This is a genomic window from Emcibacter sp. SYSU 3D8 (genome assembly GCF_039655875.1).
Classification (GTDB): domain Bacteria; phylum Pseudomonadota; class Alphaproteobacteria; order SMXS01; family SMXS01; genus RI-34.
Genome location: NZ_JBBYXK010000002.1, coordinates 147,201 through 168,639, shown reverse-complemented (window position 1 = coordinate 168,639; position 21,439 = coordinate 147,201). Strand labels below are relative to the sequence as shown.

At 64.1% G+C, this 21,439-nt stretch carries 27 protein-coding genes, 1 tRNA gene and 1 pseudogene; 14 read left to right on the top strand and 15 right to left on the bottom strand.

All coding sequences use genetic code 11. The features are described from left to right. Window positions 1–416: 416 nt before the first annotated feature. A complete protein-coding gene (locus tag WJU21_RS06720; protein WP_346322633.1) occupies window positions 417–725 on the bottom strand; it encodes a hypothetical protein in 309 nt (102 codons plus the stop codon). Between the two features lie 100 nt (window positions 726–825). On the opposite strand from WJU21_RS06720, the gene WJU21_RS06715 reads away from it, so the two are divergent. The 4 genes and pseudogenes from WJU21_RS06715 to WJU21_RS06700 all read left to right on the top strand — a co-directional run bounded on the left by WJU21_RS06715 (window position 826) and on the right by WJU21_RS06700 (window position 2,867). Beyond that, window positions 826–1,080 (top strand): hypothetical protein, encoded by a 255-nt coding sequence (locus WJU21_RS06715; protein ID WP_346322632.1) that lies wholly within the window; start codon window positions 826–828, stop codon window positions 1,078–1,080. A gap of 92 nt (window positions 1,081–1,172) precedes the next feature. Continuing rightward, window positions 1,173–1,754, top strand: a pseudogene (locus tag WJU21_RS06710) (SOS response-associated peptidase); the annotation flags it as partial. Window positions 1,755–2,132: 378 nt separating this feature from the next. Continuing rightward, the gene (locus WJU21_RS06705; protein ID WP_346322631.1) at window positions 2,133–2,456 is read left to right on the top strand and encodes an excalibur calcium-binding domain-containing protein; all 324 of its coding nucleotides are present in this window, start codon (window positions 2,133–2,135) and stop codon (window positions 2,454–2,456) included. A gap of 15 nt (window positions 2,457–2,471) precedes the next feature. Beyond that, window positions 2,472–2,867 carry a hypothetical protein gene (locus tag WJU21_RS06700; protein ID WP_346322630.1) on the top strand — a complete coding sequence of 132 codons (396 nt, stop codon included), beginning with the start codon at window positions 2,472–2,474 and terminating at the stop codon, window positions 2,865–2,867. Window positions 2,868–2,919: 52 nt separating this feature from the next. Here WJU21_RS06700 and WJU21_RS06695 read toward each other — a convergent pair whose 3' ends face one another. The 12 genes from WJU21_RS06695 to WJU21_RS06640 all read right to left on the bottom strand — a co-directional run bounded on the left by WJU21_RS06695 (window position 2,920) and on the right by WJU21_RS06640 (window position 10,850). Then, entirely contained in the window at window positions 2,920–3,807 is an 888-nt protein-coding gene (locus WJU21_RS06695) for a hypothetical protein (protein ID WP_346322629.1), read from the bottom strand. Between the two features lie 260 nt (window positions 3,808–4,067). After that, a complete protein-coding gene (locus WJU21_RS06690) occupies window positions 4,068–4,733 on the bottom strand; it encodes a hypothetical protein (RefSeq protein WP_346322628.1) in 666 nt (221 codons plus the stop codon). Further along, on the bottom strand, window positions 4,726–5,622 hold the full coding sequence (locus WJU21_RS06685) for a DNA-processing protein DprA (protein WP_346322627.1): 897 nt from the start codon (window positions 5,620–5,622) through the stop codon (window positions 4,726–4,728). Before WJU21_RS06685 ends, WJU21_RS06690 begins: the two co-directional genes overlap by 8 nt. 136 nt (window positions 5,623–5,758) lie before the next feature. Continuing rightward, window positions 5,759–6,160, bottom strand: a complete 402-nt coding sequence (locus WJU21_RS06680; RefSeq protein ID WP_346322626.1) for a hypothetical protein — start codon at window positions 6,158–6,160, stop codon at window positions 5,759–5,761. After that, a complete protein-coding gene (locus WJU21_RS06675) occupies window positions 6,157–6,345 on the bottom strand; it encodes a hypothetical protein (protein WP_346322625.1) in 189 nt (62 codons plus the stop codon). Before WJU21_RS06675 ends, WJU21_RS06680 begins: the two co-directional genes overlap by 4 nt. Before the next feature lie 5 nt (window positions 6,346–6,350). After that, on the bottom strand, window positions 6,351–6,809 hold the full coding sequence (locus tag WJU21_RS06670; protein ID WP_346322624.1) for a hypothetical protein: 459 nt from the start codon (window positions 6,807–6,809) through the stop codon (window positions 6,351–6,353). After that, the gene (locus WJU21_RS06665) at window positions 6,796–7,056 is read right to left on the bottom strand and encodes a transcriptional coactivator p15/PC4 family protein (RefSeq protein ID WP_346322623.1); all 261 of its coding nucleotides are present in this window, start codon (window positions 7,054–7,056) and stop codon (window positions 6,796–6,798) included. Before WJU21_RS06665 ends, WJU21_RS06670 begins: the two co-directional genes overlap by 14 nt. 13 nt (window positions 7,057–7,069) lie before the next feature. Beyond that, the gene (locus WJU21_RS06660) at window positions 7,070–7,984 is read right to left on the bottom strand and encodes a helix-turn-helix domain-containing protein (protein ID WP_346322622.1); all 915 of its coding nucleotides are present in this window, start codon (window positions 7,982–7,984) and stop codon (window positions 7,070–7,072) included. Window positions 7,985–8,156: 172 nt separating this feature from the next. Next, on the bottom strand, window positions 8,157–8,411 hold the full coding sequence (locus WJU21_RS06655) for a hypothetical protein (RefSeq protein ID WP_346322621.1): 255 nt from the start codon (window positions 8,409–8,411) through the stop codon (window positions 8,157–8,159). Window positions 8,412–8,449: 38 nt separating this feature from the next. Next, window positions 8,450–8,641: a helix-turn-helix domain-containing protein gene (locus WJU21_RS06650; protein WP_346322620.1), complete on the bottom strand. Its 192-nt coding sequence runs from the start codon at window positions 8,639–8,641 to the stop codon at window positions 8,450–8,452. A 92-nt stretch (window positions 8,642–8,733) separates the two neighbouring features. Continuing rightward, window positions 8,734–9,528: a hypothetical protein gene (locus WJU21_RS06645; protein ID WP_346322619.1), complete on the bottom strand. Its 795-nt coding sequence runs from the start codon at window positions 9,526–9,528 to the stop codon at window positions 8,734–8,736. Further along, window positions 9,525–10,850: a tyrosine-type recombinase/integrase gene (locus WJU21_RS06640; protein WP_346322618.1), complete on the bottom strand. Its 1,326-nt coding sequence runs from the start codon at window positions 10,848–10,850 to the stop codon at window positions 9,525–9,527. Before WJU21_RS06640 ends, WJU21_RS06645 begins: the two co-directional genes overlap by 4 nt. Window positions 10,851–10,926: 76 nt before the next feature. Between WJU21_RS06640 and WJU21_RS06635 the strand changes: the two genes are divergently transcribed. The 7 genes from WJU21_RS06635 (at window position 10,927) to aroQ (ending at window position 16,913) form a co-directional block, all read left to right on the top strand. Further along, window positions 10,927–11,035: transfer RNA gene (locus tag WJU21_RS06635), tRNA-Ser, on the top strand. Window positions 11,036–11,255: 220 nt separating this feature from the next. Then, on the top strand, window positions 11,256–11,561 hold the full coding sequence (locus tag WJU21_RS06630; RefSeq protein ID WP_346322617.1) for a glycine zipper 2TM domain-containing protein: 306 nt from the start codon (window positions 11,256–11,258) through the stop codon (window positions 11,559–11,561). Window positions 11,562–11,743: 182 nt separating this feature from the next. Then, on the top strand, window positions 11,744–12,928 hold the full coding sequence (locus WJU21_RS06625) for a glycosyltransferase family 4 protein (protein WP_346322616.1): 1,185 nt from the start codon (window positions 11,744–11,746) through the stop codon (window positions 12,926–12,928). A gap of 97 nt (window positions 12,929–13,025) precedes the next feature. Next, window positions 13,026–14,189: a phage tail sheath C-terminal domain-containing protein gene (locus tag WJU21_RS06620; protein ID WP_346322615.1), complete on the top strand. Its 1,164-nt coding sequence runs from the start codon at window positions 13,026–13,028 to the stop codon at window positions 14,187–14,189. A 74-nt stretch (window positions 14,190–14,263) separates the two neighbouring features. After that, complete coding sequence (locus WJU21_RS06615) at window positions 14,264–15,043, top strand: SDR family oxidoreductase (RefSeq protein ID WP_346322614.1); 780 nt, start codon at window positions 14,264–14,266, stop codon at window positions 15,041–15,043. 7 nt (window positions 15,044–15,050) lie between these two features. Next, window positions 15,051–15,497 (top strand): thioesterase family protein, encoded by a 447-nt coding sequence (locus WJU21_RS06610; protein ID WP_346322613.1) that lies wholly within the window; start codon window positions 15,051–15,053, stop codon window positions 15,495–15,497. Window positions 15,498–15,581: 84 nt separating this feature from the next. Further along, the gene (aroQ, locus tag WJU21_RS06605) at window positions 15,582–16,913 is read left to right on the top strand and encodes a gamma subclass chorismate mutase AroQ (protein ID WP_346322612.1); all 1,332 of its coding nucleotides are present in this window, start codon (window positions 15,582–15,584) and stop codon (window positions 16,911–16,913) included. Window positions 16,914–16,942: 29 nt separating this feature from the next. Here aroQ and WJU21_RS06600 read toward each other — a convergent pair whose 3' ends face one another. Continuing rightward, window positions 16,943–17,401, bottom strand: coding sequence for a hypothetical protein (locus tag WJU21_RS06600; RefSeq protein WP_346322611.1), 459 nt, complete (start codon window positions 17,399–17,401; stop codon window positions 16,943–16,945). A gap of 137 nt (window positions 17,402–17,538) precedes the next feature. On the opposite strand from WJU21_RS06600, the gene WJU21_RS06595 reads away from it, so the two are divergent. The 3 genes from WJU21_RS06595 (at window position 17,539) to WJU21_RS06585 (ending at window position 19,544) form a co-directional block, all read left to right on the top strand. Continuing rightward, window positions 17,539–18,303, top strand: a complete 765-nt coding sequence (locus WJU21_RS06595; RefSeq protein WP_346322610.1) for a glucose 1-dehydrogenase — start codon at window positions 17,539–17,541, stop codon at window positions 18,301–18,303. Further along, window positions 18,303–19,064 (top strand): glucose 1-dehydrogenase, encoded by a 762-nt coding sequence (locus WJU21_RS06590; protein WP_346322609.1) that lies wholly within the window; start codon window positions 18,303–18,305, stop codon window positions 19,062–19,064. The genes WJU21_RS06595 and WJU21_RS06590 overlap by 1 nt, the downstream gene beginning before the upstream one ends. A gap of 93 nt (window positions 19,065–19,157) precedes the next feature. Further along, window positions 19,158–19,544, top strand: coding sequence for a RidA family protein (locus WJU21_RS06585; RefSeq protein WP_346322608.1), 387 nt, complete (start codon window positions 19,158–19,160; stop codon window positions 19,542–19,544). Window positions 19,545–19,570: 26 nt separating this feature from the next. Here WJU21_RS06585 and WJU21_RS06580 read toward each other — a convergent pair whose 3' ends face one another. Then, window positions 19,571–21,421: a potassium/proton antiporter gene (locus WJU21_RS06580; RefSeq protein ID WP_346322607.1), complete on the bottom strand. Its 1,851-nt coding sequence runs from the start codon at window positions 21,419–21,421 to the stop codon at window positions 19,571–19,573. Window positions 21,422–21,439 lie beyond the last annotated feature (18 nt).

The following is a 21,439-nucleotide window of genomic DNA, read 5'->3' as shown; positions in this document are numbered from 1 at the left end:
GCTCACTGGTGCGCAAGATGAGGCGCACCGCTGTGAGATAGCGGAAACACCGACAAGCGCGTCAGTGACTCTCTGTGCCGATTCTAGGGCATATGCCTATCCGGGCCCGTCTCAGACACCCCCCCCCGGCACCAGGCACCCCACCCCCGCCACTACGCGCGGACCGACACACGCCGAAAAATCCATAGATCTGGGAAAATGAGCTCTTATTCGTCTGGGAAGGTGTATGGCGAGTTGAAGAGGGGGGTTGCGGCCGGTGAAACTGTGAGCGAGCCCAGTCTCTCTACGCCCGGAGCGATCCCGGCCGCCGTCGGCAAGAATAGTCAGAGGGTCGCTGGATTGCAACGTTCGGGCCAAATGTCGGTAGGTCTCAGTTAGCAAGCCTTAGCGGCTTGGCCTCCAGTGTGCCATTCTCCTCAGTGCAGGTACCTAATATTGTTCTCAAGATCCTCAATTCGGCTTTTTTGTTTGTCCAATTGGCGTTGTTGCACTTCCACCGTTTCCTGCAACCAATCAATTTCCTGCTCTAGTTCATCTGCCCGATTGACCAATGGGGAGAAGCCATTTGCTAAGGCGATCAGATCTTTCATCGTGGCGGGCCGCGCGAGTATTTTGTTTCGCTGGTCAGCTTCTTTCTCTTCAGCAGTCTGGTGATGACATGCCGCCACAGAGACAGCCGCAATCATCATTAGAGCCACTCTTAATCTGCCAGGATTCGTTGCCATATTCCCCTCCTCTGATTCGCCAACCCCGTAGAAGATTGACTCGTACTAGACAGGCGCGCAAACCGGAACGAAACAAGCACAATCGAGTCGGAGAGGGTGCATGGGCCGCAGGCGGTTCAAGCGGACGGGTCTGCGCGACGATCAGAAAGCCGAGGTCGTCAAAACGATCGGAGCCGCTCGGCGAGTCATCAACCAGGTGACGTTGAACTACTATTTCGAGCAGCCAGAGTATCAGGCGGCCTGCCGTGCCAACGACGCGCTGTTGGAACTCGGCGATATTCTGGGCCGAGCCGATGACAGCATGTGGCGGGGCTGCGCGACACAGGTGACGGCGCCGGAGAAGAAGGAGCCCTGACCATGTGCGGCCGGATGACGCGGTGCTACATTTGGAACGAGGTCCACGCCTACTACAGCCTGATCTCCGCGCCGTAGACCAACCTCGAGCCGGCCTACAATGTCGTGCCGACGCAGGATGTCCTGATGGTCACCGCCGGCGCCGAGGGTAATGTCGGCCAGATGGCGCGCTGGGGCTTGGTGCCGCCGTGGTCGGCTGAGCCGCTGAAGGCCGCGACCTTCAACACCAGGACCGACACCATTGAGACGAGCAAGCTCTGGAAGCCGTCGCTTGAGAAGTGGCGCTGCGTCGTGCCGGCGTCGGGCTGGTACGAGTGGTCCGGGCAGAAGGGGGACAAGCAGCCTTGGCACTTCACCCGGCCCGATGGCGAGGTGCTGAGCTTCGCGGGCCTGTACGCCCCTCCTGGACGATATGGGAGGCCATCGTGCAGCATCGTCATCACAGAAGCCTGTGACCAGACCCGGCACATCCACGGCCGCATGCCGGTGATCCTCGAGCACGAACAGGCTGCCCAATGGCTGGCCACGCCGGATGTCTCGCTGCTGAAGCCCTACCAAGGGCCTATACAGATCCGGCCGGCGAACAAGCTGGTCGGCAACGTCCGGAACCAAGAACTCGAGCTGCTGGTGGCTAAGGAGCCAGTCGAGCCGCCGCGAGGCCATTTCCACGACTAAGCAGGAGCGCGCCGGTCGTTTCGATGCTACATTAAGCGGATGGGCGTCACGCTTTCTTGGGGGAAGCCATGACAAGGATTCTCATCTCGACAATTTCGACTATTTTTCTCTTGGCATCGGCAACAGCGCAGGCGGCGACGCTGTGCCCCGACGGCTCATATGTATCGTCTGGCCCGTGCCGACTGGCACCGGATGGCAGCTATGTTGGAGGCAATCCACGCATGGCGCCGGATGGCAGCTTTGTAGGCGGTCAGCCAAGACTCGCACCGAATGGCAGCTATGTCGGAACCGGCCGAAGCGGCCGGACCACCCTCTGTCCCGACGGCTCTTACGTTGGCGGTAGCCGCTGCAAGCTGACGCCCGCCGGCGGCTACGTAGGTGAAGATTGAGATGCTGTTCCAGCGTCTGGCGGTCCTGGCGGCGGCCCTGATTGCACTAACGGCGGCGCCCGCTCACTCCCACGGCGGCGGCCTCAACGCCGAGGGATGCCATAACAATCGGAAGACCGGGGAATATCACTGCCACCGAGGGCCGCAGGCAGCGCAGCCCCAGCAGAGGGTGCAGCCGGCATATGGCGGCGGCTCACGGTCATTCAGTAATTGTGCCGCCGCGCGCGCCGCCGGAGCAGCACCGGTGCGGGCCGGCGATCCGGGCTACGGCAAGCACCTGGACCGCGACGGCGATGGAGTGGGCTGCGAGTAAGCGAGGAATGCCGGCATGAACATCGCGAAATGTGGAGGCTGCGGCGTCCAATTGAACACCCCAGCGGAAATGACGGGGGCTAGTCGCCCGCCGTGCCCGGAGTGTGGATCCAGCTCGCGGGTGTTCGACGATACCGTCGTCGAGACTATCGAAATGCTTGACTCGTGGTCGATGAAGCATCGGCGTCCAGGAGAGCGCCAAGGCAAGAAAAAGTCAGCGATCGCTGAAAGTTTCGATGGCTGGGAATACAACCGCGATGAGAACGATTGGGTCCGCGTCTCTCGCTCCGTCGATCGTTTGAACGATTGGTATCGCGAAACAATAACGACCAGAGATGGTCGAATTTTGAGAGATGTCAGCGAACCGCTAAGCCAGCATCGCGGTCGCGGCGCCGCACGGCGGAATGAGTAGAACGGGCCGTAATTGTCTTTGACCAGCTCGCCTGAACACGTGTCACTCCACCTCAACGGGTGGAGATTTCGGCGGGATGGATTCCCCTGTCGTCGATGATGCAGCGGGCGTGATGCGGCAGCTCGGCTCCGAGCCCGTTCTTGGCGTCGAAGTCGAAGTCCACGGCCACGTTCCCCTGTGGCGCCCGATAGACGCTGGTGCTGAACATATGCCGGTCCAGGGTCGAGGGATAATGCAGCTGCATCTTCACTGAATCCTCGCAAGCAGATATCGCTTGGGTATCTCCAATGGCCGCCGTCTTGGCGTTGTTCGACACGGCCGCCGCCTCTGACTTCAGCTCGTCCTCCGTGACGTAGAAGCGCTTGCCGTTCCGGCAGTCGGCATAGAAGCTGAAGCTCTGGCGCGGGATGCTGCGACTATCTGACAGGCCAACCATCTCGACGTAGTCGCACTCGTCAGACCTAGCGACCTTCAGGGCCGCCTTGGGCATCGCGGCATTGATCCGCCGGATCCACTCGGCGCCCCAGGCCTCTCGGGTGCGATCCCAGCCTCCACCCTCGATCAGGAAAGCCGCGGACGGGTCGATCTTGCTGCTGACGTCGGCCACGGGCTGAGGCTCTGGCATGGACGCGATCTCAGCGCCCGCCGAAGACTTGACGGCTTTCTCCGGTGGTGGCGCCGGCGGTGGCTCGCGATCCGGCTGCACGTTCGCGCCAGCCCACACCACGCCAACGAGCAGAAGCGCTGCGCCCCAGCCAAATGCTCTCCTGGTTTCGCCCAGGGCGGGGATGGCGCGGGCAATGAATTGGCCTGTGGGTGGCACTATCACCAGGCCACCAATCAAGGCGATGAGGCCCGGCATGAACCCGGCAGAGCCCATCAGCCCCATGCCGGCGAACATGACCATCAGCCCTAAAATCCATCGTGCGGTCGGCGCCATGCGAGCCTCCGAATAGTCAACGTTGATATCTGCCTATTAGGACACGCCGCCGCGCGGCTGAGAAGGCCCAGATCGAGATACGGCGAAGCAGAGAGTGGAGCCGCGGTGCCAGACGTGGCATATTCGACTCACGCCCCGGGAGCCGTTTCGGACGTGACGGCGACGGTCCTAACGGGCAGATCGCCGCCCGGGGCTACCTCTCTTCCATCAACCAGAACCTGCGCCATGTGGGATGGACACCCTTCTTGCTGTCTGACGTACTACTTCTTCTGTCGTGCCAGCAGGTCTTGGAGCGTGACCTGCGGCGGAAAAATCCGTCTTGCGATGAACACTCCGACAATCGAGACGCTGGGGAAGCGGTTGCTGAGGACGGTGTGCATGGCGCGGTAATGCGTGCCAGCGGTGAGCACGTCATCGACGATTCCGATTGCCTTTGGCTCAGGGTTCACCAGGCTCTCATCGATCGAGTAGACCGCAAGCAGGTCCTGGATAGTATGCCGCTGGAAACCGGCTTCATGGGAGGCAATCATCGACGCATCTTGAACGACCAATTCCCGCACATCGATGTTACCCGGCCGGATGCCCCTGCAAATCCGCGTCACCCTGTCGTCGAAATCGGGATGGGATCGCGCCTTGGAGCTGGGGACCGGCACCAGCGTCGCATTGTCGAGCCACTCGGGGTTCAACGCCGAGGCCAGATCGCGGGTACATTCGGCGACTGCGCGGGCCTTGTAATGGAATCCTGGTCTGTGGCTCTCGCTGGGCTTCTTCTTCAGGTTGGAGATCAGGTTGTTTGTCGCGCCTGCCGCGAAGCCGGCGTGGCTCGTGTATTCGCGGAGGTAGTAACAGGTATCCTGCGCGGTCAGGTGCGAGTGGTCGCCCCGGTTGCCGTCGTCGATCAGGCTGAGGCGAAGCGGATCAGCCAAGGGCAGCCCAGATGTCGTCTGGGGTCCGAACGCGTATAGCACCTTCCTTCTCGAAACGCGCCGGCCAGGTGATATCCGTCCGCTCGAAGCAGGAATCGAGGATGAATAGTTTCCGGCCCTGGTGAAGCGCCGCCCGCGCCTGGGTCAACGTCCCGGAGGTGTTGCCGGCCTCGACGATGATCGTGGCCTCGGTTAGCGCGCTCATCGTGACGTTACGCTCAGGGAAGAACAGCCTGTTCTGGGGCACCGCCTGGGCCTTATACCGCAGAACCGGCACCTGTGAGATCAGGAGGAAGTCATTCGCTATCCGGTCTTGGAGTTCGCGGTTTTGCCGCGGATAGTAGGTGCCCAACGGCGTACCGATTACCGCGATGGTGCGGCCACCCTGCTCAAGCGCGGCCTGGTGGGCGGCGGTATCAATCCCGGTCGCAAGGCCAGAGACCACTGTGAAGTCTTTCCTGACCAATTCCGCTGCCAGGCGCGCTGCCCGGCGCTTACCCTCGTCTGTTGCCTCCCGGCTCCCTACCACCGCGACACAACGGGTCTCCGAGAGTTCCCAGGTGCCTTGAAAGTACAGCATCTCGACAGGATATTTCGCGTCGCGGAGCTTGGCCGGGTAGTCGCCAGCGTGATGTATCCTGACGCCGAACTGATGCACACCAGCCGTCTTCAGGATATCCAGCACCTCGCCAGCGCGGGCATCTGCCTCTTGGTGGCTGACGAAGTCGCCGGGAAGCGCAGAGGGATCGCGCTGGAAGCGCTCAGCAATGGTCTTGAAACTTGCGCCGTCCTCAAGCCACAGCGCCTCGTATGCCCCGAGTTCCCGCCGCGGCGAAATAGGGGCCACAGCTGGCCCGCCGTCTCTCTCTGCAAACAGGCTTCTCGTCATGCCTCACACCCCTTTCAACCGATGATAACGAACCGTCGCGGCCGGTCCATGTGAATCGTTCGCGGGAGCTCTTGGTTCCATCTGGACACACACCACTGGACCGACGCGGGCGCGCGCGCGAAATTTGGCGTCGGGCTCAGTGTACGGTCGACGAGACCCGCTCAGCGGCGTCGTGCTTCCGTTGGGCCAGATAGGCATCAGGGGCGCTTGTGAAGCCGTGCAAAGCCTCGACGTAACCAGCACCGGTTGCCCATTGCCAGGCCGCCATCCTCAAATGTTGGTCCTCGACGAGCCCGTATAGCGCGGCGGCGTCGAAGCAGTCGATTCGCGGCCAACCCAGCGCCTCCAGCACGTCCTCGAGCACGACGCCGAATGGTGGGAAGCCTTCCAGGCCCTCTGTGGTGCCGAAGCATAGTCTGAAGTTTTCGTAGGTGTTTCGGCGCCAGGCGATGAACGCGAGTCGGTCTGCCCAGCCCAATGGACGCATTGTAGCAACCATTCCGAACACGACAGGGGCAAGGTGTGCCGGAAGGCTCATGTCGGCTCCCCTGCTCTCGGCAACCCCACGGCCAGCGTGAGGGCGTCCACGGCGAGCCGCAACGCTTCCTCCCGGGTGAGCGGCAGGACGAGAGTTCGGCCCTCATCGCCGTCGAGGTCGTGATGCACGATCTCGACATGATTGCCGTCGGCGCCGCGGCGGGCGAATATCAGATGCCTCTCCATGGCCGTCAGCTCGCCAGCACGGGCCGGTATTGGCCGGCCTCGAGGTCCACGAGCGCTTGCCGGATACCCGGATCCCCAGCGTCCAGGCGGTCCAGCAGCCAGCCGTAGCCGTGCAATGAGGCCCAGTCCTGCGCCGCAGCACGCCATTCCGGCCGGGCGCTGGCATCACACATGCCGTAGATCAACGCCGCGCTGGGCGTCTCGATCCACGGCGCGTTCCAGACTTCCAGAATGACGGCAACGACTGTTGCTCGCGACGGCCGCGCGGTGGCGTGTCTCGCCTCGGCCTTGACCAAGTAGGCGTCGATGCTGAGCAAGATGATGAACCTGTTCAGCCAAGATGCCGGCCAGATCCGTCGCGCCAGGTAGACGGCTTCCTGTCGCCATTCCAGGGGGAGCGCGCCCAGGACCGGTGGGGCTTCGGCGATGGCGGCGACGTCTGCGGGAACATCATCCAGCAGCATGTCGGCCTCCGTCGCGCGCCTCGATCGCCAGGTCGACCAAGTCGCGCAGTTCCTCGAGCTTGTCGGGATCGAGCGCGATGCCCTTCCGCGTCGGCACCCGCTCGCCGGTGGCATTGCTGGTGGCGAAGGCTCGGATGTCCAGATAGCGCCTGCCGTGGTAGGTGCAGAAGCGCGCCCGGACGTCCTCGACCCGGTTCTTTTCGAAGTGGCCTATCAGGATCTCGTCGTTTGTTTGGTCGTCGCTCATGTGAGGGTGATCCTCAAAAAAGGGGTTTGCGTTGGGGGAAGGCCGGGAGGCCCGCATCCGGCATCCCGCAAGAGATTTGGTGATAGATTTCTCGCACTCTGCCCTCGTCATAGCTTCGATACGCTTGGGCGAGGATCTGACGTTGCAGCAGCGTCGCTCTATCCAGAACCATCTCGGCGAGGTCCACAGTGAGTTGTGCCCAGGCCGTAAGTGCCTCACGCGCGTCTGGTCGACTGGCCAGGTCGAGTTCCCGCTTAATATCGTCCCCGGCGTCTTCGCTGTTTCGGTGCAGCAGAACTACATTGTCCGCTGCTCGGGCAATACCGCTCTCAGCGGAGGGAGGCTTCGGTCTTGGCCTGCGTTCTTCTTCCTGAAAATCCCCTGTAAATGCCGCGTCAGCGGCCTGCTCTTTTAAACAGGTAGCTTCAACAGGTCTTTCTACAGGTTGGGTGACGAATTGGTCACCCCTGCCGGACGAATTGGTCACCCCTGAAATGACGAATTGGTCACCCCTGCCGGACGAATTGGTCACCCCTGCCGCCGGCCCATCAGAGGTGACGAATTGGTCACTGCTGGCTGCGCCTGGGTTCTCTTCCTCCTCCGCCGTCTGCCTAAGGTTCTCTCGGTCCAGGCAAGGCCAGTAATTGTTGGTCGAGTATCGACCATCGTCCGGCCGCTCTACCTCGAACCATCGATGCCTGACGAGCAACTCGATGGCCCTTATTACAGACCGCCGAGCGAGACCGGTTCGCTCTGCGAGGAGTTCCAGGCTGGGCCAAGCGTAGCCGCGCGACCAATTTACAAAAGACGTAAGGGCAATCCCAACCCGCAAGGCGGCGGCGTTCAGTTCGTGGTCTCTCGCCATCCGTTCGACAAATTCCAGCTTGCGCCGGTAATAGCCTTTGCGTTCCTCGGCCTCGTCGAGCATCAACAACTCCCGGCCCAGATGGCGGCAAGCTTCCGGCGCCGCTCGGCATCGACCTTGCGCTTCGGCCGGCAACATCTGCTCGACGTCTTGATCGACTTCCGCGTCCGGCGCTTCGGAGTTGTGGGATACTTCCAGGCTGGCGGTTTGCCCATTTGCTGGTCAGTGTGCTTCGTCATGCCTGGCCTCCGCACTCGATCCGCCAGACCGCATCAATCAGTCGGTCATGGCCGGTTGGGGAGAGCCGCGCGCCGTTCGCGACCTTGTGGAGAAAGCACGCGTCAGGGCCGGATATCGGGCAGAACGCGAGAAGCCGGCGGGCAATTTCGGCGCTGAAGTCCGGGGCCGCCGCGTGTGCGTTCTTGCCCCTTGATGCGCTTCGGGTTAGTTTCATGGTCGCCTCGTCGTGGAGGTATTCGAAGAAATTCAAGCCCCGTCGCGGTTCGCCCCCGCGGCGGGGTTTTCTATTTAGGCGGCCTTGCTGCCGGGGTTCTGTTCGTCAAGTAGCGACTGGATGAACTCGTCGACGGAACCCTCCTCGACCAGCCGACGGTCGCCGATTTTCACGGACCTGATCCGGCCGGCATTGAGGAGCTCGTAGACCTTCGTGCGCCCCAGCCCGGTCCTGCCGCACACGGCGTTTACGTGAATGAGTTTCATGGCGGTGTTCCTCATGTTGTGACTCGCCGAGCAAGGGAGAAACTCGGCGAATGCAAACACTTAAACACGGCCGCGTGGGGACTCTCTTGGTCCTAATCCTCGATGAAATCCGCTTGGATGTTTCCCGACTTTAAATTCTGAATATGCAGCCTTAATCTCTTACTAAGAGTAGCATGACTAAGGTGTCCGAGCCCGATGTGGCTCAATATAGATTTCACGAACCAGTAATATGAACCCTCTCGAGAATCGGCGGTTTCTTCATTTGATAGTGTCGGTATTTTGTCCAGATATACCTTGTAAATGAGCGTCAGGAGGGCGGATGCGAAATCCCGCTCGGCAAGAAATATTTTTTCCAGCCGATAGGAGAGCATCCTTTCCGCTTCTGCTTCCGCCGCACGCTTCGCGATCAGTGATAGGGAATGACCTTGACGCCGCATCACGTCCAGACTGGTGGTGATCGCTTCGATTTCCTGTATGGGGTCATGGTCAGGCGCCGCAGCAATTTCCGCCCCGAGTTCGCGCCAAAGTGCACTCTGTGCGCTGGGGGATTCGATGATGGCGCGAGCAGCATCCGCCGCAGAGGCAGACGCTGCGGCCAAGGTGTCCAGCAGAATTCTGGTTGCCTTTGGACTTTCAATCGGCGCTCGCTCGTCGTCTCGCAGAGCAAGGAGAACGCCGGCGACCACGAAGCGAATTCGGTCTAGCAGCCATTGAAGGGAGCGCGCTGGCTCAACGCCCGCGCGACGCGCGATCGCAGCGGATATGCGTTCGACATAGTCGGTTGTCACCAAGCCTTTCGCGTCTTGACCGCTAACCGTGTCGACCAGTTCCTCCCACTGAAAGGCCCCCCTGAGGTTGACAACGTTGTCCTGGCGTCCGTCTCTCACGCTGACGTTCTCCCGCTGCCTAGGGTCACGACCGCAGGCCGCTTGAGCCCCAACTCGCCAAAGTTGGCGCGCACCGTGTCTGTGACGTAGTTCGGGGCGAGGTGCCCATAATGCTTCTCGACCATCCGCGTGTCGGCGTGGCCTAGCTGCTGCGCGACGACCATCAAGGGCACTCCGCGTGAAACCAGCCTCGAGGCGTAGGTGTGACGAAGAGCATGGACGCCTATTGCCGGGGCGATCTTGGCCCTGGCGCAAAGCTCGGTGATCGGCCGCGCCTGCTGGGACTTGCCCCAGGCATTGCCACTCGCATCACGAAACAGCAATGCATCCCCCGGACGACCCGCAACGAGCGCGGTGAAGAACTCTCGACCTTCGTCGGTCAGCACGACATGCCGCGCCTTGCCGGACTTCGATTCCGGAATGAACACCGTGCCGGCAGCAGGGTCGAAGTCGGCCACCCGGCCCTTGACCAACTCGCCATACCTGGCGCCAAGGAGAAGCGCGCCCGTCGCGAGCTTCGCGAACTCGAATAGGCCCGGATCCTCGTTGTGACCGACCTTCGCCGCCGCCGACAGGAAGCGGGACAACTCGTCGTCGGCGAGCCACCGAACACGGGCGCGCTCAACATCTTTGTACGGCTTCACCTTTCGCCAGGCGTCATCGCTCGAGACGCCGGTTTCTCTGGCATCATCGAAGGCGCGGTTCAGGATGGCTTTCAGGACCGTCAACTGTCGGTTCGCGGTGCTTTTCCGGCGCCGCTCGGCTTCCGGATCGTCCTTGGATTTGAACTGGAGCGGCTCCCCGCGGCGGCTTCGGACCCTGGCCTTATCCTTGGTCCGCTGCCTCTGCCATTCCTCGATCCGCTTCTTGGTGAGCTTGTTGACCTCAATATCGCCCAGCTCCGGTTGGATAAACTGGTCGATGACGCTCTTCGTCTGAATGTGCGACTTCCGGTGGGTTTCAAACCAGTTGAGGTAGTCGTCACAAGCCCGGCCGACGGTGTAGACCTGATCCTTGGCGATGCCGTGAGTCAGCCGCCGCTCCAGGTCCTTGAACCAGTCGCGCGCTCGCTCCTGCGCCTGAGCATATGACAGGATGTCTTCGCCGTTCGCGTCGAGCGCATCGTCGGCGACACCGAGCGACTTGTGATAGCGCTCCCCCTGCTCGGTGCGGTAGCGGCCGACCCAGGTGCCCACCTTGCCCTTCCGGTAGCCGAGCGCCCGGCCACCCGTCAGCACAGTCCAGTAGGGCTCGTGCCGGACCTTGAGCCCGGCGCGTCCGGAGCGGCTGTCGATCTTGGCGTTTCGGACCGTTCTGGCCATGGATTGGCGTCGTCCTGTAATTTTCCTGTAAATCCCTGTGCGAACATCGACGAACGCACGCGACTGTAAATCTAAGGCTTTCTGCGGTGTTCAGGAAGGATGAAATGTTCGCATATGTTCGTGAAAGTGCGCTTTGCCGCCCTCTCACGGCGAAAACAGGGGTTCGAGTCCCCTAGGGAGCGCCAGCCGCGGACCAATCCCAATGAATCCAGTGTGATATGGCCTGCCGCTGATGGCAGCGCCGTGTGCCGGTGAAACCTGCCGGCGTCGCGGGTAGGCCTGCAAAAACTCCTCTTTGCCACAACTTTGAACCACAGCGGCCGCAACTTTGCACCACCGCCGGCGTTATCACCGGTTATGGAGCAGGCGCCGCGCGCGCCAATCCGCCATATAGGAGTTAACGTCATGAAAAAAGCCATTCTGGCCACGGTCCTGGCCTTGTGTGTCGCCGGTCCGGCCGTGGCGGGCGACCGTCATCACCGCGACTATCGCCATGACGGCTACCATGACCGCCATCACGGCCGCGACTATGACCGCCACTGCAAACGCGACAAGGGCACTGGCGGCGCCATAGCTGGTGCGGTCGGCGGCGCCATCGTCGGCAACGCGGTCGCCGGTCATCGGGACAAGGTGCTGGGCACAGTGGTCGGCGCCGGCGCCGGCGCATTGGTCGGCCGCGAGATCGACCGCGGTGACGTGAAGTGCCGCTAGGAAATCGGCCGGCACCGTCGCCGAACCGGTTTACCTGAAAGCCCCGCCAACCCCTATTCACGCAAACAGGGCCGCCGCATTTGCGGCGGCCCTTCGGCGTCCTGGCTGGATAATGGATGACCGGCGTTGCCTGAGCCGTCATTCTGCCCATTCTCCACAGGAGGGATCGGCATGGGGCGGGCGTGAGCAAGAAATATGCGTTTTTCGGGCCGGCGCATCTGAGCGGTGTGACCACATTCTATAATGTGCTGGCCGCCGGGCTGGCGCCCCGCGGCATCGAGTTGAAGCGCATCGGGGTTCGCGACCGCAAACCGGTTCATGATTCCGGCGCCGGCACACTGATCGACCGTGCCGGCCTGACTGACCGCCAGCTTGCCGGGGCGCTCTACCGGGCCGTCATGGACGGCGGCTACGACGGGGTGTTCTTCAACATCCTGGTCGAGCCTCATACGGCAAATCTTGCCCGTTATCTGCCCGAGAGCATGACGAAGGTGCTGATCCTCCATGGCATCGGCAACGGCATGTATACATGGGCGCGGGCGATCCGCGACTGGCTCCACCACACCATCGCCATCGCGCCCCGGATGCACGAGGACCTGCCAGCGGATTGGGGCTTCGATGCGGCAAGGGTGTCGCTGATCCCGCACGGCGTCGGCGCGCCGTTCGCTGCAGAAGGCCGGGAACGTCCCGATGACGGCGTGCTGCGCGTCCTGGTGGCCGGCCGGCTGGCCGATGCGGATAAGGGCTGCCTCTGGATCCCCGACATCCTGGCGCCGTTGGGCGACGTCACTCTGGAGCTGACCGTGGCGGGTGACGGCGCCGATCGCGCTGCGCTGGAGCGCCGCCTCGCCAGAATTCCTCACAAGGTGTCGTTCACCGGCCCCGTGAGCCAGGACGTCCTGGCCGGCCTGTATCGCCGTAGCGACGTGCTGCTGTTTCCCAGCCGCACCGAAGGCTTCGCGCTGGTGCTGCTGGAGGCGATGGCCAGCGGCTGTGTTCCCGTGGCGTCCCAGATCAGGGGCGTGACCGACGCCGCCGTTACCGACGGTCACGACGGGCTGCTGTTTCCCATTGGCCAGACCGCGTCGGCCACGGCGGCGCTGCGCCGGCTGGCGCAGGACCGGCCATTGCTTCACCGCCTGTCGGCGGCCGCGGCGGCGACAGCCGCGACGCGGTTCACCCTCGAGCGTCAGATGGACGCCTACGCCGCGCTGCTGGACCGGCTGGATGCAGCGCGTCCGCCGGTTGCGCCGGCCCTGGACATGGCGCGCTGGAACATGGCGGCGGGCCTTAGGCCCCGGCTGCGGTCCAGGCTGCCCCAACCGGTGAAGGTGTGGCTGCGCACGGCGGCAGAAAAATGGCGCTAGAATTCGATTGAAGCGCCCTGGCGGCGGTCGTCGTTGATGCTCGCCGGGCACGATATCTGGCCCTTAAATTCGCCATGTTGGCGCGCAATCCTCGCGCATGGCTCTCAAGCAGGTCGTCCGCTGGATGCGCTCCATGACCCGGTCCATGCCCGAGGCCGCGGGTGTTGAAGCCGGCTTGACCGGCGTTCCGCCGCGGCCGGTCGCGGCAGCGGAAACCGGCATTTGCGCTTTCGTCGGCGCCTTTTCGCACGGGCCGACCGGCAAGGCGGTCGCTGTTTCCAGCCAGTTCGAGTTCGAGCGGGATTTTGGCGGGGGCCGGGGCCTGGGCGAAGCGCCGATGGCGGTCTCCCAGTTCTTCCTGAATGGCGGCGGCGGGGCGCTGCTGGTGCGCACGCCCAGCAATTCCGGGGCGTCGCTGGAAGAGGGCCTCAATGTGCTGGCCGCGTCCCGCACCGACTTGTTTGACCTGCTGTGCATGCCCGATGCGGTCCATGTGGCGGACCGCGCCGTCGCGCTGTACGAAAAGGCGCTTGCCGTCTGCCGGCTTCACCGCGCCACCCTGCTGGTCGATCCGCCGCCCGGCCTGTCGGGCGACGCCGACATGACGGCCTGGCTGCTCGGGGCCGCGCCGCTTCGTTCGCCCGATACGGCGCTCTATTACCCTCGCCTCAGGCTGTCCAATCACGCCGATGCCGGGCCCAGCGGCAGCGTTGCTGGCATCATCTCGCGCTTTGGACGGGAGCGCGGCGTGTGGAAGGCGCCGGCCGGACCAGGCGCCACCATTTCCGGCGCGGGTCTCGACACCGTCGTTACCGCCCAGCGGCAGGAACTCCTCAATCCCCAGGGCATCAATGTGATTCGCGCCATGGGTTCGGCCGGCCCGCTGGTCTGGGGCTCGCGCACCCTGTCGGCCGAGCCGGAATGGCGCTACCTGGCCGTACGGCGCACGGTGCTGTTCATCGAACGCTCGTTGCGCCGGGGCCTGGACTGGGCGGTGTTCGAGCCGAACGACGAGCCGCTGTGGCAGGGCCTGCGCGCCAGCGCCGACGGGTTCCTGGAAGACTTGTGGCGGGCAGGCGCATTAATCGGTTCCAGGCCCCGCGACGCCTGGTTCGTCCAGTGCGGGCGCCAGACCACGACCGACGCCGACATCAGGCAGGGAAACGTCAACATGGTGGTGGGATTCGCGCCGCTCCGGCCGGCCGAGTTCCTGACCTTCCGGCTCGACCTGAAGGCTGCGTCGGCCGCCGCCTCGCCTTGATGCCCGGTCCATCGGGGCTTTTCCCGGGGGCCGATCCGGTCTAGCGTGCCGGCCGGTCCAGTGCGGAGGCAGCGATGAAGAATCTGTTCGATCTGAAGGGCAAGGTGGCGCTGGTCACCGGCGGCAATGGCGGCATCGGCATCGGCATGGCCGAGGGCCTGGCCATGCATGGTGCGTCCGTGGTGATCTGGGGCACCAACGAGGAAAAGAACGCCCGGGCTGCCGAGCGCCTCAGGCAGCATGGCGGCGACGTGCGTGCCGCGGTGATCGATGTATCCGACGAGGATGCGGTGAAGGCGGGTGTGGCCGATATCCTGAAGGAGTTCGGCCGGCTCGATCAGGCCATCGCCAATGCGGGAATCTCGATCAGGCGCAAGGATCTGTTCGACATCTCCATCGAGGACTTCCGGAAAATGGAAGGGGTAAATCTGCATGGCGTGCTGTTCACCCTGCGCGAGGCGGCTCGCCACATGGTCGAGCGTGCCAAGAACGGCGATGGCGGCGGCTCCCTCGTGGGTATCGCATCGACCGCCGCCATACACGGCGCCGCACGCAACGAGCACTATGCCGCCACCAAGGGGGCGGTCGTCACCATGTGCCGCGCCATGGCGGTCGAGCTGGCGCGATACAAGATCACGGTCAACAGCATCTGCCCCGGCTGGGTGCGTTCGGAAATGACTGCGGGCGCCCAGGGCTGGGACAAGTTCAACGAGAACGTCATCAGCCGCGTGCCCATGGGCGGCTGGGCCGACGGCGAGGATTTCTCTGCCATCGCCGTCTATCTGGCCAGTCCCGCGTCGCGATTCCACACCGGCGATACGCTGGTGATCGACGGCGCGTACACGATCTATTGAGCCGTCCATGAGCAACACCGACTGGGATGCGCTGGCGCGCCGGGCCAGCTACGCCGTATTCACGCCGATCCTGGTGCGCATCCGCGACCTGGATCAGCAGGCGCATGTCAACAACAGCGTGATCGCCGCCTATCTGGAGGAAGGCCGTTACCGGCTGCTGAACCTCACCATCCGCCAGCAATTGCCCGCCGATGCGATCGGCGGGTTCGTCGTGGCCGAACAGACCATCCGCTATCTGCAGGAAATCCGTGAGACCGGCGAATTGACGGTCGGCACCCGCGTCGATCGCATCGGCAACAGCTCGTTCGCGATGGGGCAGGGTATCTTTCTGGGCGAGACCTGCATGGCCACGGCGCTGCTCACCATGGTTCATATCAGCCGCGAAACCCGCAAGGGCGAGCGGCTGTCGGATGCCTTCCGGACCAATCTCGAGACATACCTGACGCGCGCTTGAGCACGCGGTCTGACATTGTGGCGCCGCCGGGGCATTCACATATATGATCGGGAGCCGCCACCAAAGGCCATGTTGGGAGAAGTCATGAAGTCGATGCTCGGCATCGTCGTACTCGCGCTGGCCCTGGTCACAGGGATGCGGACGGCGTCCGCCGATCAGCCGCCGGCGCCGGAAATCCAGCGCTTCGCCGACCTGATCCTTTACCGGCTCGATCTGGGCGAACACGTCGCGGCGTGGAAGTGGCGTCACGGCAGGCCGATCGAGGATCTCGAACAGGAGGCCCGGGTGCTTGATGCCGCGGCCGCCCAGGCCGAGACGTCAGGGCTGGACTTTCCGACGGCGCGTCCGTTCCTGTCGGCCCAGATGGAAGCGTCGAAGGCGGTTCAGCGCCGCTGGTTCGCGGTCTGGAAGACCAATGGTCTTCCCGCCGCCCAGCCCGACCTTGATCTGAACAGCGTGCTGCGGCCCTCGATCGCGCGGGCGGGTGACGCGATCCTCGCCCAGCTGGTGCTGGTGCGGCCGTTGCTCGACGTGCCGGACCAGCGCGACCATCTGCTGTCCATCCTCAATACCGCCGCCCATCAGCGAGGCCTGGCGCCCGGCGCCCTGTCCGGGATTGCCGAAACGGCCCGCAAGGTCGCCTATGCGGCGCAGGGCTCGCTGCTCGACCGTATCATGGCGCGCAAGCAATTGCGTGTCGGCACCACCGGCGATTATGCGCCGTTCACCATCAGGACCGCCGACGGCTGGTCGGGCATCGATGTGGACCTGGCCCGCAACCTTGCCGCCAGCATGGATGTCGAACTGGTATTCGTGCAGACCACATGGCCGACATTGATGCAGGACCTCAAGTCCAGCAAGTTCGACATCGGCATGGGCGGGATCAGCAGGACCCAGGAGCGTCAGCGCGAAGCCTTCCAGAGCCGCAGCTACCTGAATGACGGCAAGACGCCTATCGTCCGCTGCGGCGACGAACAGAAATACGACACGCTGGAGGAGATCAACCGCAAGGGCGTGAAGGTCATCGTCAATCCGGGCGGCACCAACGAGCGCTTTGCCCAGGCCAAGCTGCTCAACGCCGACGTCACCGTTTTCCCCGACAACACCCGCATCTTCGACGAGGTCGCCGCCGGCCGGGCCGACGTCATGGTCACCGACAAGATCGAGGTCCAGTGGCAGGCGGCGCGCAACCCCAAGCTTTGCGCCGCCATGAAAGGGGCCTTCAACCTGACCGAGAAAGCCTATGTCATGCCGCAGGACGAGGCGCTGCTGCGCGCGGTGGATGCGTGGCTGGACAAGATCACGGCCGACGGCACGCTCAAGGCGACGTTCGACAAATATCTCAAGAAGGCGCCGGCGCCTGCCGCCAACAATCACGATCCGTCTTCGAGAACCGGCGCCGCGGCGGCGAAATAACTGTAACCGCCGGCGCCGGGCAGCCCGGCCTAGGGTGCCGCGGGGTCGATCGCCGGATAGGTGTCGGCAACCCGCCTGTTGTCGTCGGCAAGCAGCAGCACATCGCCATCCACGAGACCGAAGCCGTATCCTTCGGGTGCCGCCATCGCACTGGCCAAAGGCTTCGGCAGCGGTGCGGCCTCCATGCCCGATGGCAACGGCTTGCCGACGCTGTAGCGCGGTGCCGTCGACGGATCGCGGCGTGGGATGCAGCCGGCCACAGGCTCGGCCATGCCGCGAGCACATCCCTTGCCCTTGTAATAGGCGCGGATCGTGTCCTTCATGGCCGGAGAGAATCCTACGGTCGCAGTGGGCCTGACTGTGGCGGGGTCTGCCAGCGGCGCCGGCTCCGCGGGGTCGCCTTCAGGCTCGGCGGGCGCGGCGCCCGCCGGCAGGGACAGCCCCAGCGCCAGGATCGCTGGCAAAATCAGACTCGATAGCTTCGCCATTTCCTTCCTCCGATTCGGTTTCACTCCCACAACAGAATATGTGAACGCGGGAGCCGTTTTCCCAATGGGGCCGCCTTTTCGCCTGTGCGTCCGGTGCGGTGTGCTAAACTTCAACGAGCATTAACGGGGAGAGTTGCATGGGAGTTCTGGAGCAGTATCGGCTCGACGGGCAGGTCGCGGTTATCACCGGTGGTGGACGCGGCCTGGGCGAGGGCATTGCACACGCATTGTCCGACGCGGGCGCCGCCGTGGTGGTAGCCGCCCGCCGCGCCGCCGAGGTGGAAAAGGTTGCCGCCGACATCAACGCCAAGGGGGGGCGCGCGATCGCCGTGCCGACCGATGTCACCAATTCCCAGGCGCTCGAGGCACTGGCACAGGCTGCCGTCGACAATTTCGGCAAGCTGACCATCCTGGTGAACAACGCCGGCGGCTCGCGGGCCATGGGACCGCTGACCGAACTGTCTGCCAAGGACTGGCAGGATTGTGTCGACCTCAACATCACCGCCGTCTGGGCGGCGACGGTCGCTGCGGTCAAGCGGATGACCGAGGGCGGCGCCATCGTCAACATCTCGTCGCTGGTGGCGCGCGGTCCGATCCCGGGCAGCGGCCATTACGGCGCGGCCAAGGCCGCCGTCAACAGCCTGACCGAGACCTTTGCCCGCGAACTGGCGCCCAATATCCGGGTCAACGCCATCATGCCGGGCTACATCCCCACCGAGGTGATGATGGCCGCGCTGGGCGTCGCCGACGAAAGCGGACTGCCGGCGCTCGCCAAGCAGCTTGCCATTCCCATGGGCACCTTCGGCAAGCCGCAGGATATCGGCGCCGCCGTGGTCTATCTGTGCTCGCCTGCCTCCGGCTGGGTGACCGGCCAGATGCTGCCCGTGACCGGAGGTCACTGATGGGCATTCTCGACCAGTACAGGCTCGACGGTCAGGTGGCGGTGGTCACCGGCGGCGGCCGCGGCATCGGCGAGGGCATCGCCCATGCGCTGTCCGAGGCGGGTGCGGCGGTGGTGCTTGCGGCGCGGCGCAAGGACGATGTCGAACGGGTCGCCGCCGATATCGTCGCCAGTGGCGGCAAGGCGCTTGCCGTGCCCACCGACGTCACCAATGCCCAGTCGCTGGACGCGCTGGCGCAGGCCGCTGTCGACAATTTCGGCAAGCTCAGCATCTGGGTGAACAATGCCGGCGGCTCGACCTATATGGGGCCGCTGACCGGCGCCTCGCCCGACTCATGGCACCACTGCATGGACACCAATCTCACTTCTGTCTGGGCAGGCACGGTCGCGGCGGTGAAGCAAATGGCGGACGGCGGCGCGGTCATCAACATCTCGTCGCGGGCGGCGCGTGGCCCGGTGCCGGGCAGCGGCCATTACGGCGCGGCCAAGGCGGCGGTGAACAGCCTGACCGAGACCTTCGCCCGCGAGCTGGCGCCGCGCGTGCGGGTCAACGCCATCGAGCCGGCCTGGATTCCGACCGAGGTGGTGATGAACGCGCTCGGTATCGACGAATCCGGCCTGCCGGACCTGCTGAAGAAGGCGAACATACCGGCGGGCCGCTTCGGCACGCCCATGGATATCGGTGCGGCCGTCGTCTATCTCGCCGCGCCCGCATCCGGCTGGATTACCGGTCAGATCTGGCCGGTGACCGGCGGTCTCTAGAGCAGCCCCAGGCTGCTCCGGCAACTCAGGATCGATCATCTCCCTTTCGGGCTGTCCCGATAGGGAGATGATCCAACCGAACAGGAGCGAGTCATGCAGAAGAAGATGATCGTACCCGACCGGCTGAAGAGCCTGCACGACAACTGGCATTACTCGCCCGGGCTGCTGGTTGGCGACACGCTCTACATTTCGGGCGCCATCGGCATCATGCCCGAAGGCTCGATCCCCCGGAACCACGAGGCCCAGTTCGAACTCTGCTTCGAGAACATGAAGGCGATCCTCGACGAGGTCGGCGCGACCTTCGACAATTTGGTCGACATGAAGAGCTACCACATCGAGCTGCAGCACAGCATTGCCCTGTTCGCCGAGGTGAAGGACCGTTACGTCAACGATCCCTATCCCACCTGGACCGCCATCGGCGTCCGCGAACTGGCCCACCGGGACCTGATCGTCGAGATCGACGGCGTGGCCAAGCTTTAGGGCGGGGGCGAGCCGGCGTCGCCGGATTACCGGCCCCACCAGACCGGCTTTGGAATTTTTGGCAGAATGGCCAGCAGCCGCCGCTCGAGCGGCAGCCACAACACGGATCGCATCCAGATCAGCCAGGGGTCGAAGCGCCTGATCGAGCCTTCCATGGGCTCCAGTTCGATGGCGACGCGGGTGACGCGGTCCTTGCGGGTCTCGGCCACGATCAATTCGATGGCGCCCAGCCGCAGGCGCTTGCCCGCACTGGGCCGGGTCAGCAGATGGGTCTCCATGAACTGCCCCAGCGGCACGTCGCGCTGGTTCGCCGGCACCACGGCATCGTAAATCTCGGTCACCGCGCCCACCGGCGTATCGGCGGCGAAGGTGAACTCGCCCAGCAGGTCCACGGCCGTGTCGCGGGCGCCGCCCTTGGTGCCGAACACCCGGTCGAGCAGCGCCACATGCTCGGACGGCGTCAGCAGCAGGACGTCGTCGCCGGGAGCCAGATGTTCCACCTCGCTCGCACCCCTGATCGTCCCGTCACGGATGATCGAGACTACCGAGACCTCGTCGGGCAGTGGCAGGCGCGCCATGCTGCGCCGCATGGCCAGGCTGTCGGGCTGGACCGTATAGGCCATCATGCCCTTGCCGATGTCGTGCGGCAGGTCGATGTCGATCCGTGGCGGCGCGGCGGGGCGCGGCGGCAGCACCACGTTCAGCCAGCGGCCCGACAGCCCGATGGTCCATCCCTGCACCACCAGCGAGGTGATCACCACCATGTAGACCACGCTGAACCATTCCTGCGAGCCGGGGACACCGGCCAGGATCGGGATGGTGCCCAGATAGATCGGCACCGCGCCCCGCAAGCCGACCCACGACACGAAGCCGATCTCGCGCGGGCTGAACTTGTACGGCCACAGGCACACGAAGCCCGCCACCGGGCGGGCGATGAAGATCAGCACGGCGGCAATGCCGATGGACGCCGCCAGCATGGGCAGCAGCTTCGAGGGTGTGATCAGCAGTCCCAGGATCAGGAACATGGCGATCTGGCTGAGCCATGCCATGCCGTCGGTGAACCGCTCGATCAGCTGGGTTGCCTTGTGCCGGCGCCGGCCGAACACATAGCCCGCCAGATAGACGGCGAGGAAGCCGCTGGCGCCGAAGGACTGGGCCGCGGCGAACACGAGCAGGCCGCCTGCGACCGCCAGAACCGGATAGAGACCGGCGGACAGGTTCAGGCGGTTGACCATGGTCAGCAGCAGGCTGCCGCCCAGCACCCCGAACACGACGCCGCCCAGCAACTGGACGATGGCGTGGGTCATCAGCGTCTGCGCCGTGTCCATCGGGCTGGCATTGCTCGCCTGCAGGATGGTCAGAAAGGTAATGGTCAGGAACACGGCCATGGGATCGTTCAGGCCGGCTTCCACCTCCAACGTGGCGCGCAGCCGGTCCCTCAGCCGCACGCCGCGGACATTGAGCAGGAAGAACACCGCCGCGGCGTCGGTTGAGGCCACGATGGAGCCGACCAGCAGCCCCTCGATCCAGCCGACGCCCATGAACCATTTCGCTGCCAGCCCGGCGATGGCGGCGGTGATCACCACGCCCACGCTTGCCAGTGTCGCGGCGGGTGCGAGCACGTCGCGGAAATCCTTGCGCTCGGTACGCAGGCCGCCGTCGAACAGGATGATGGCCAGCGCCAGGCTGCCGACCGCGTAGGCCACATGGAAGTTGTCGAAATAAATGCCGCCGGGTCCATCTTCACCCGCCAGCATGCCCAGGATCAGGAACACCAGCAGCAGCGGCGCCCCGAAACGGGTCGAGACCAACCCGACCAGAATGCTCAGCACAATCAGGCCGGACGAGAGCATTATGATGTGGTCGATCCACTCCATCGAAGGGCGTTCCTCAGC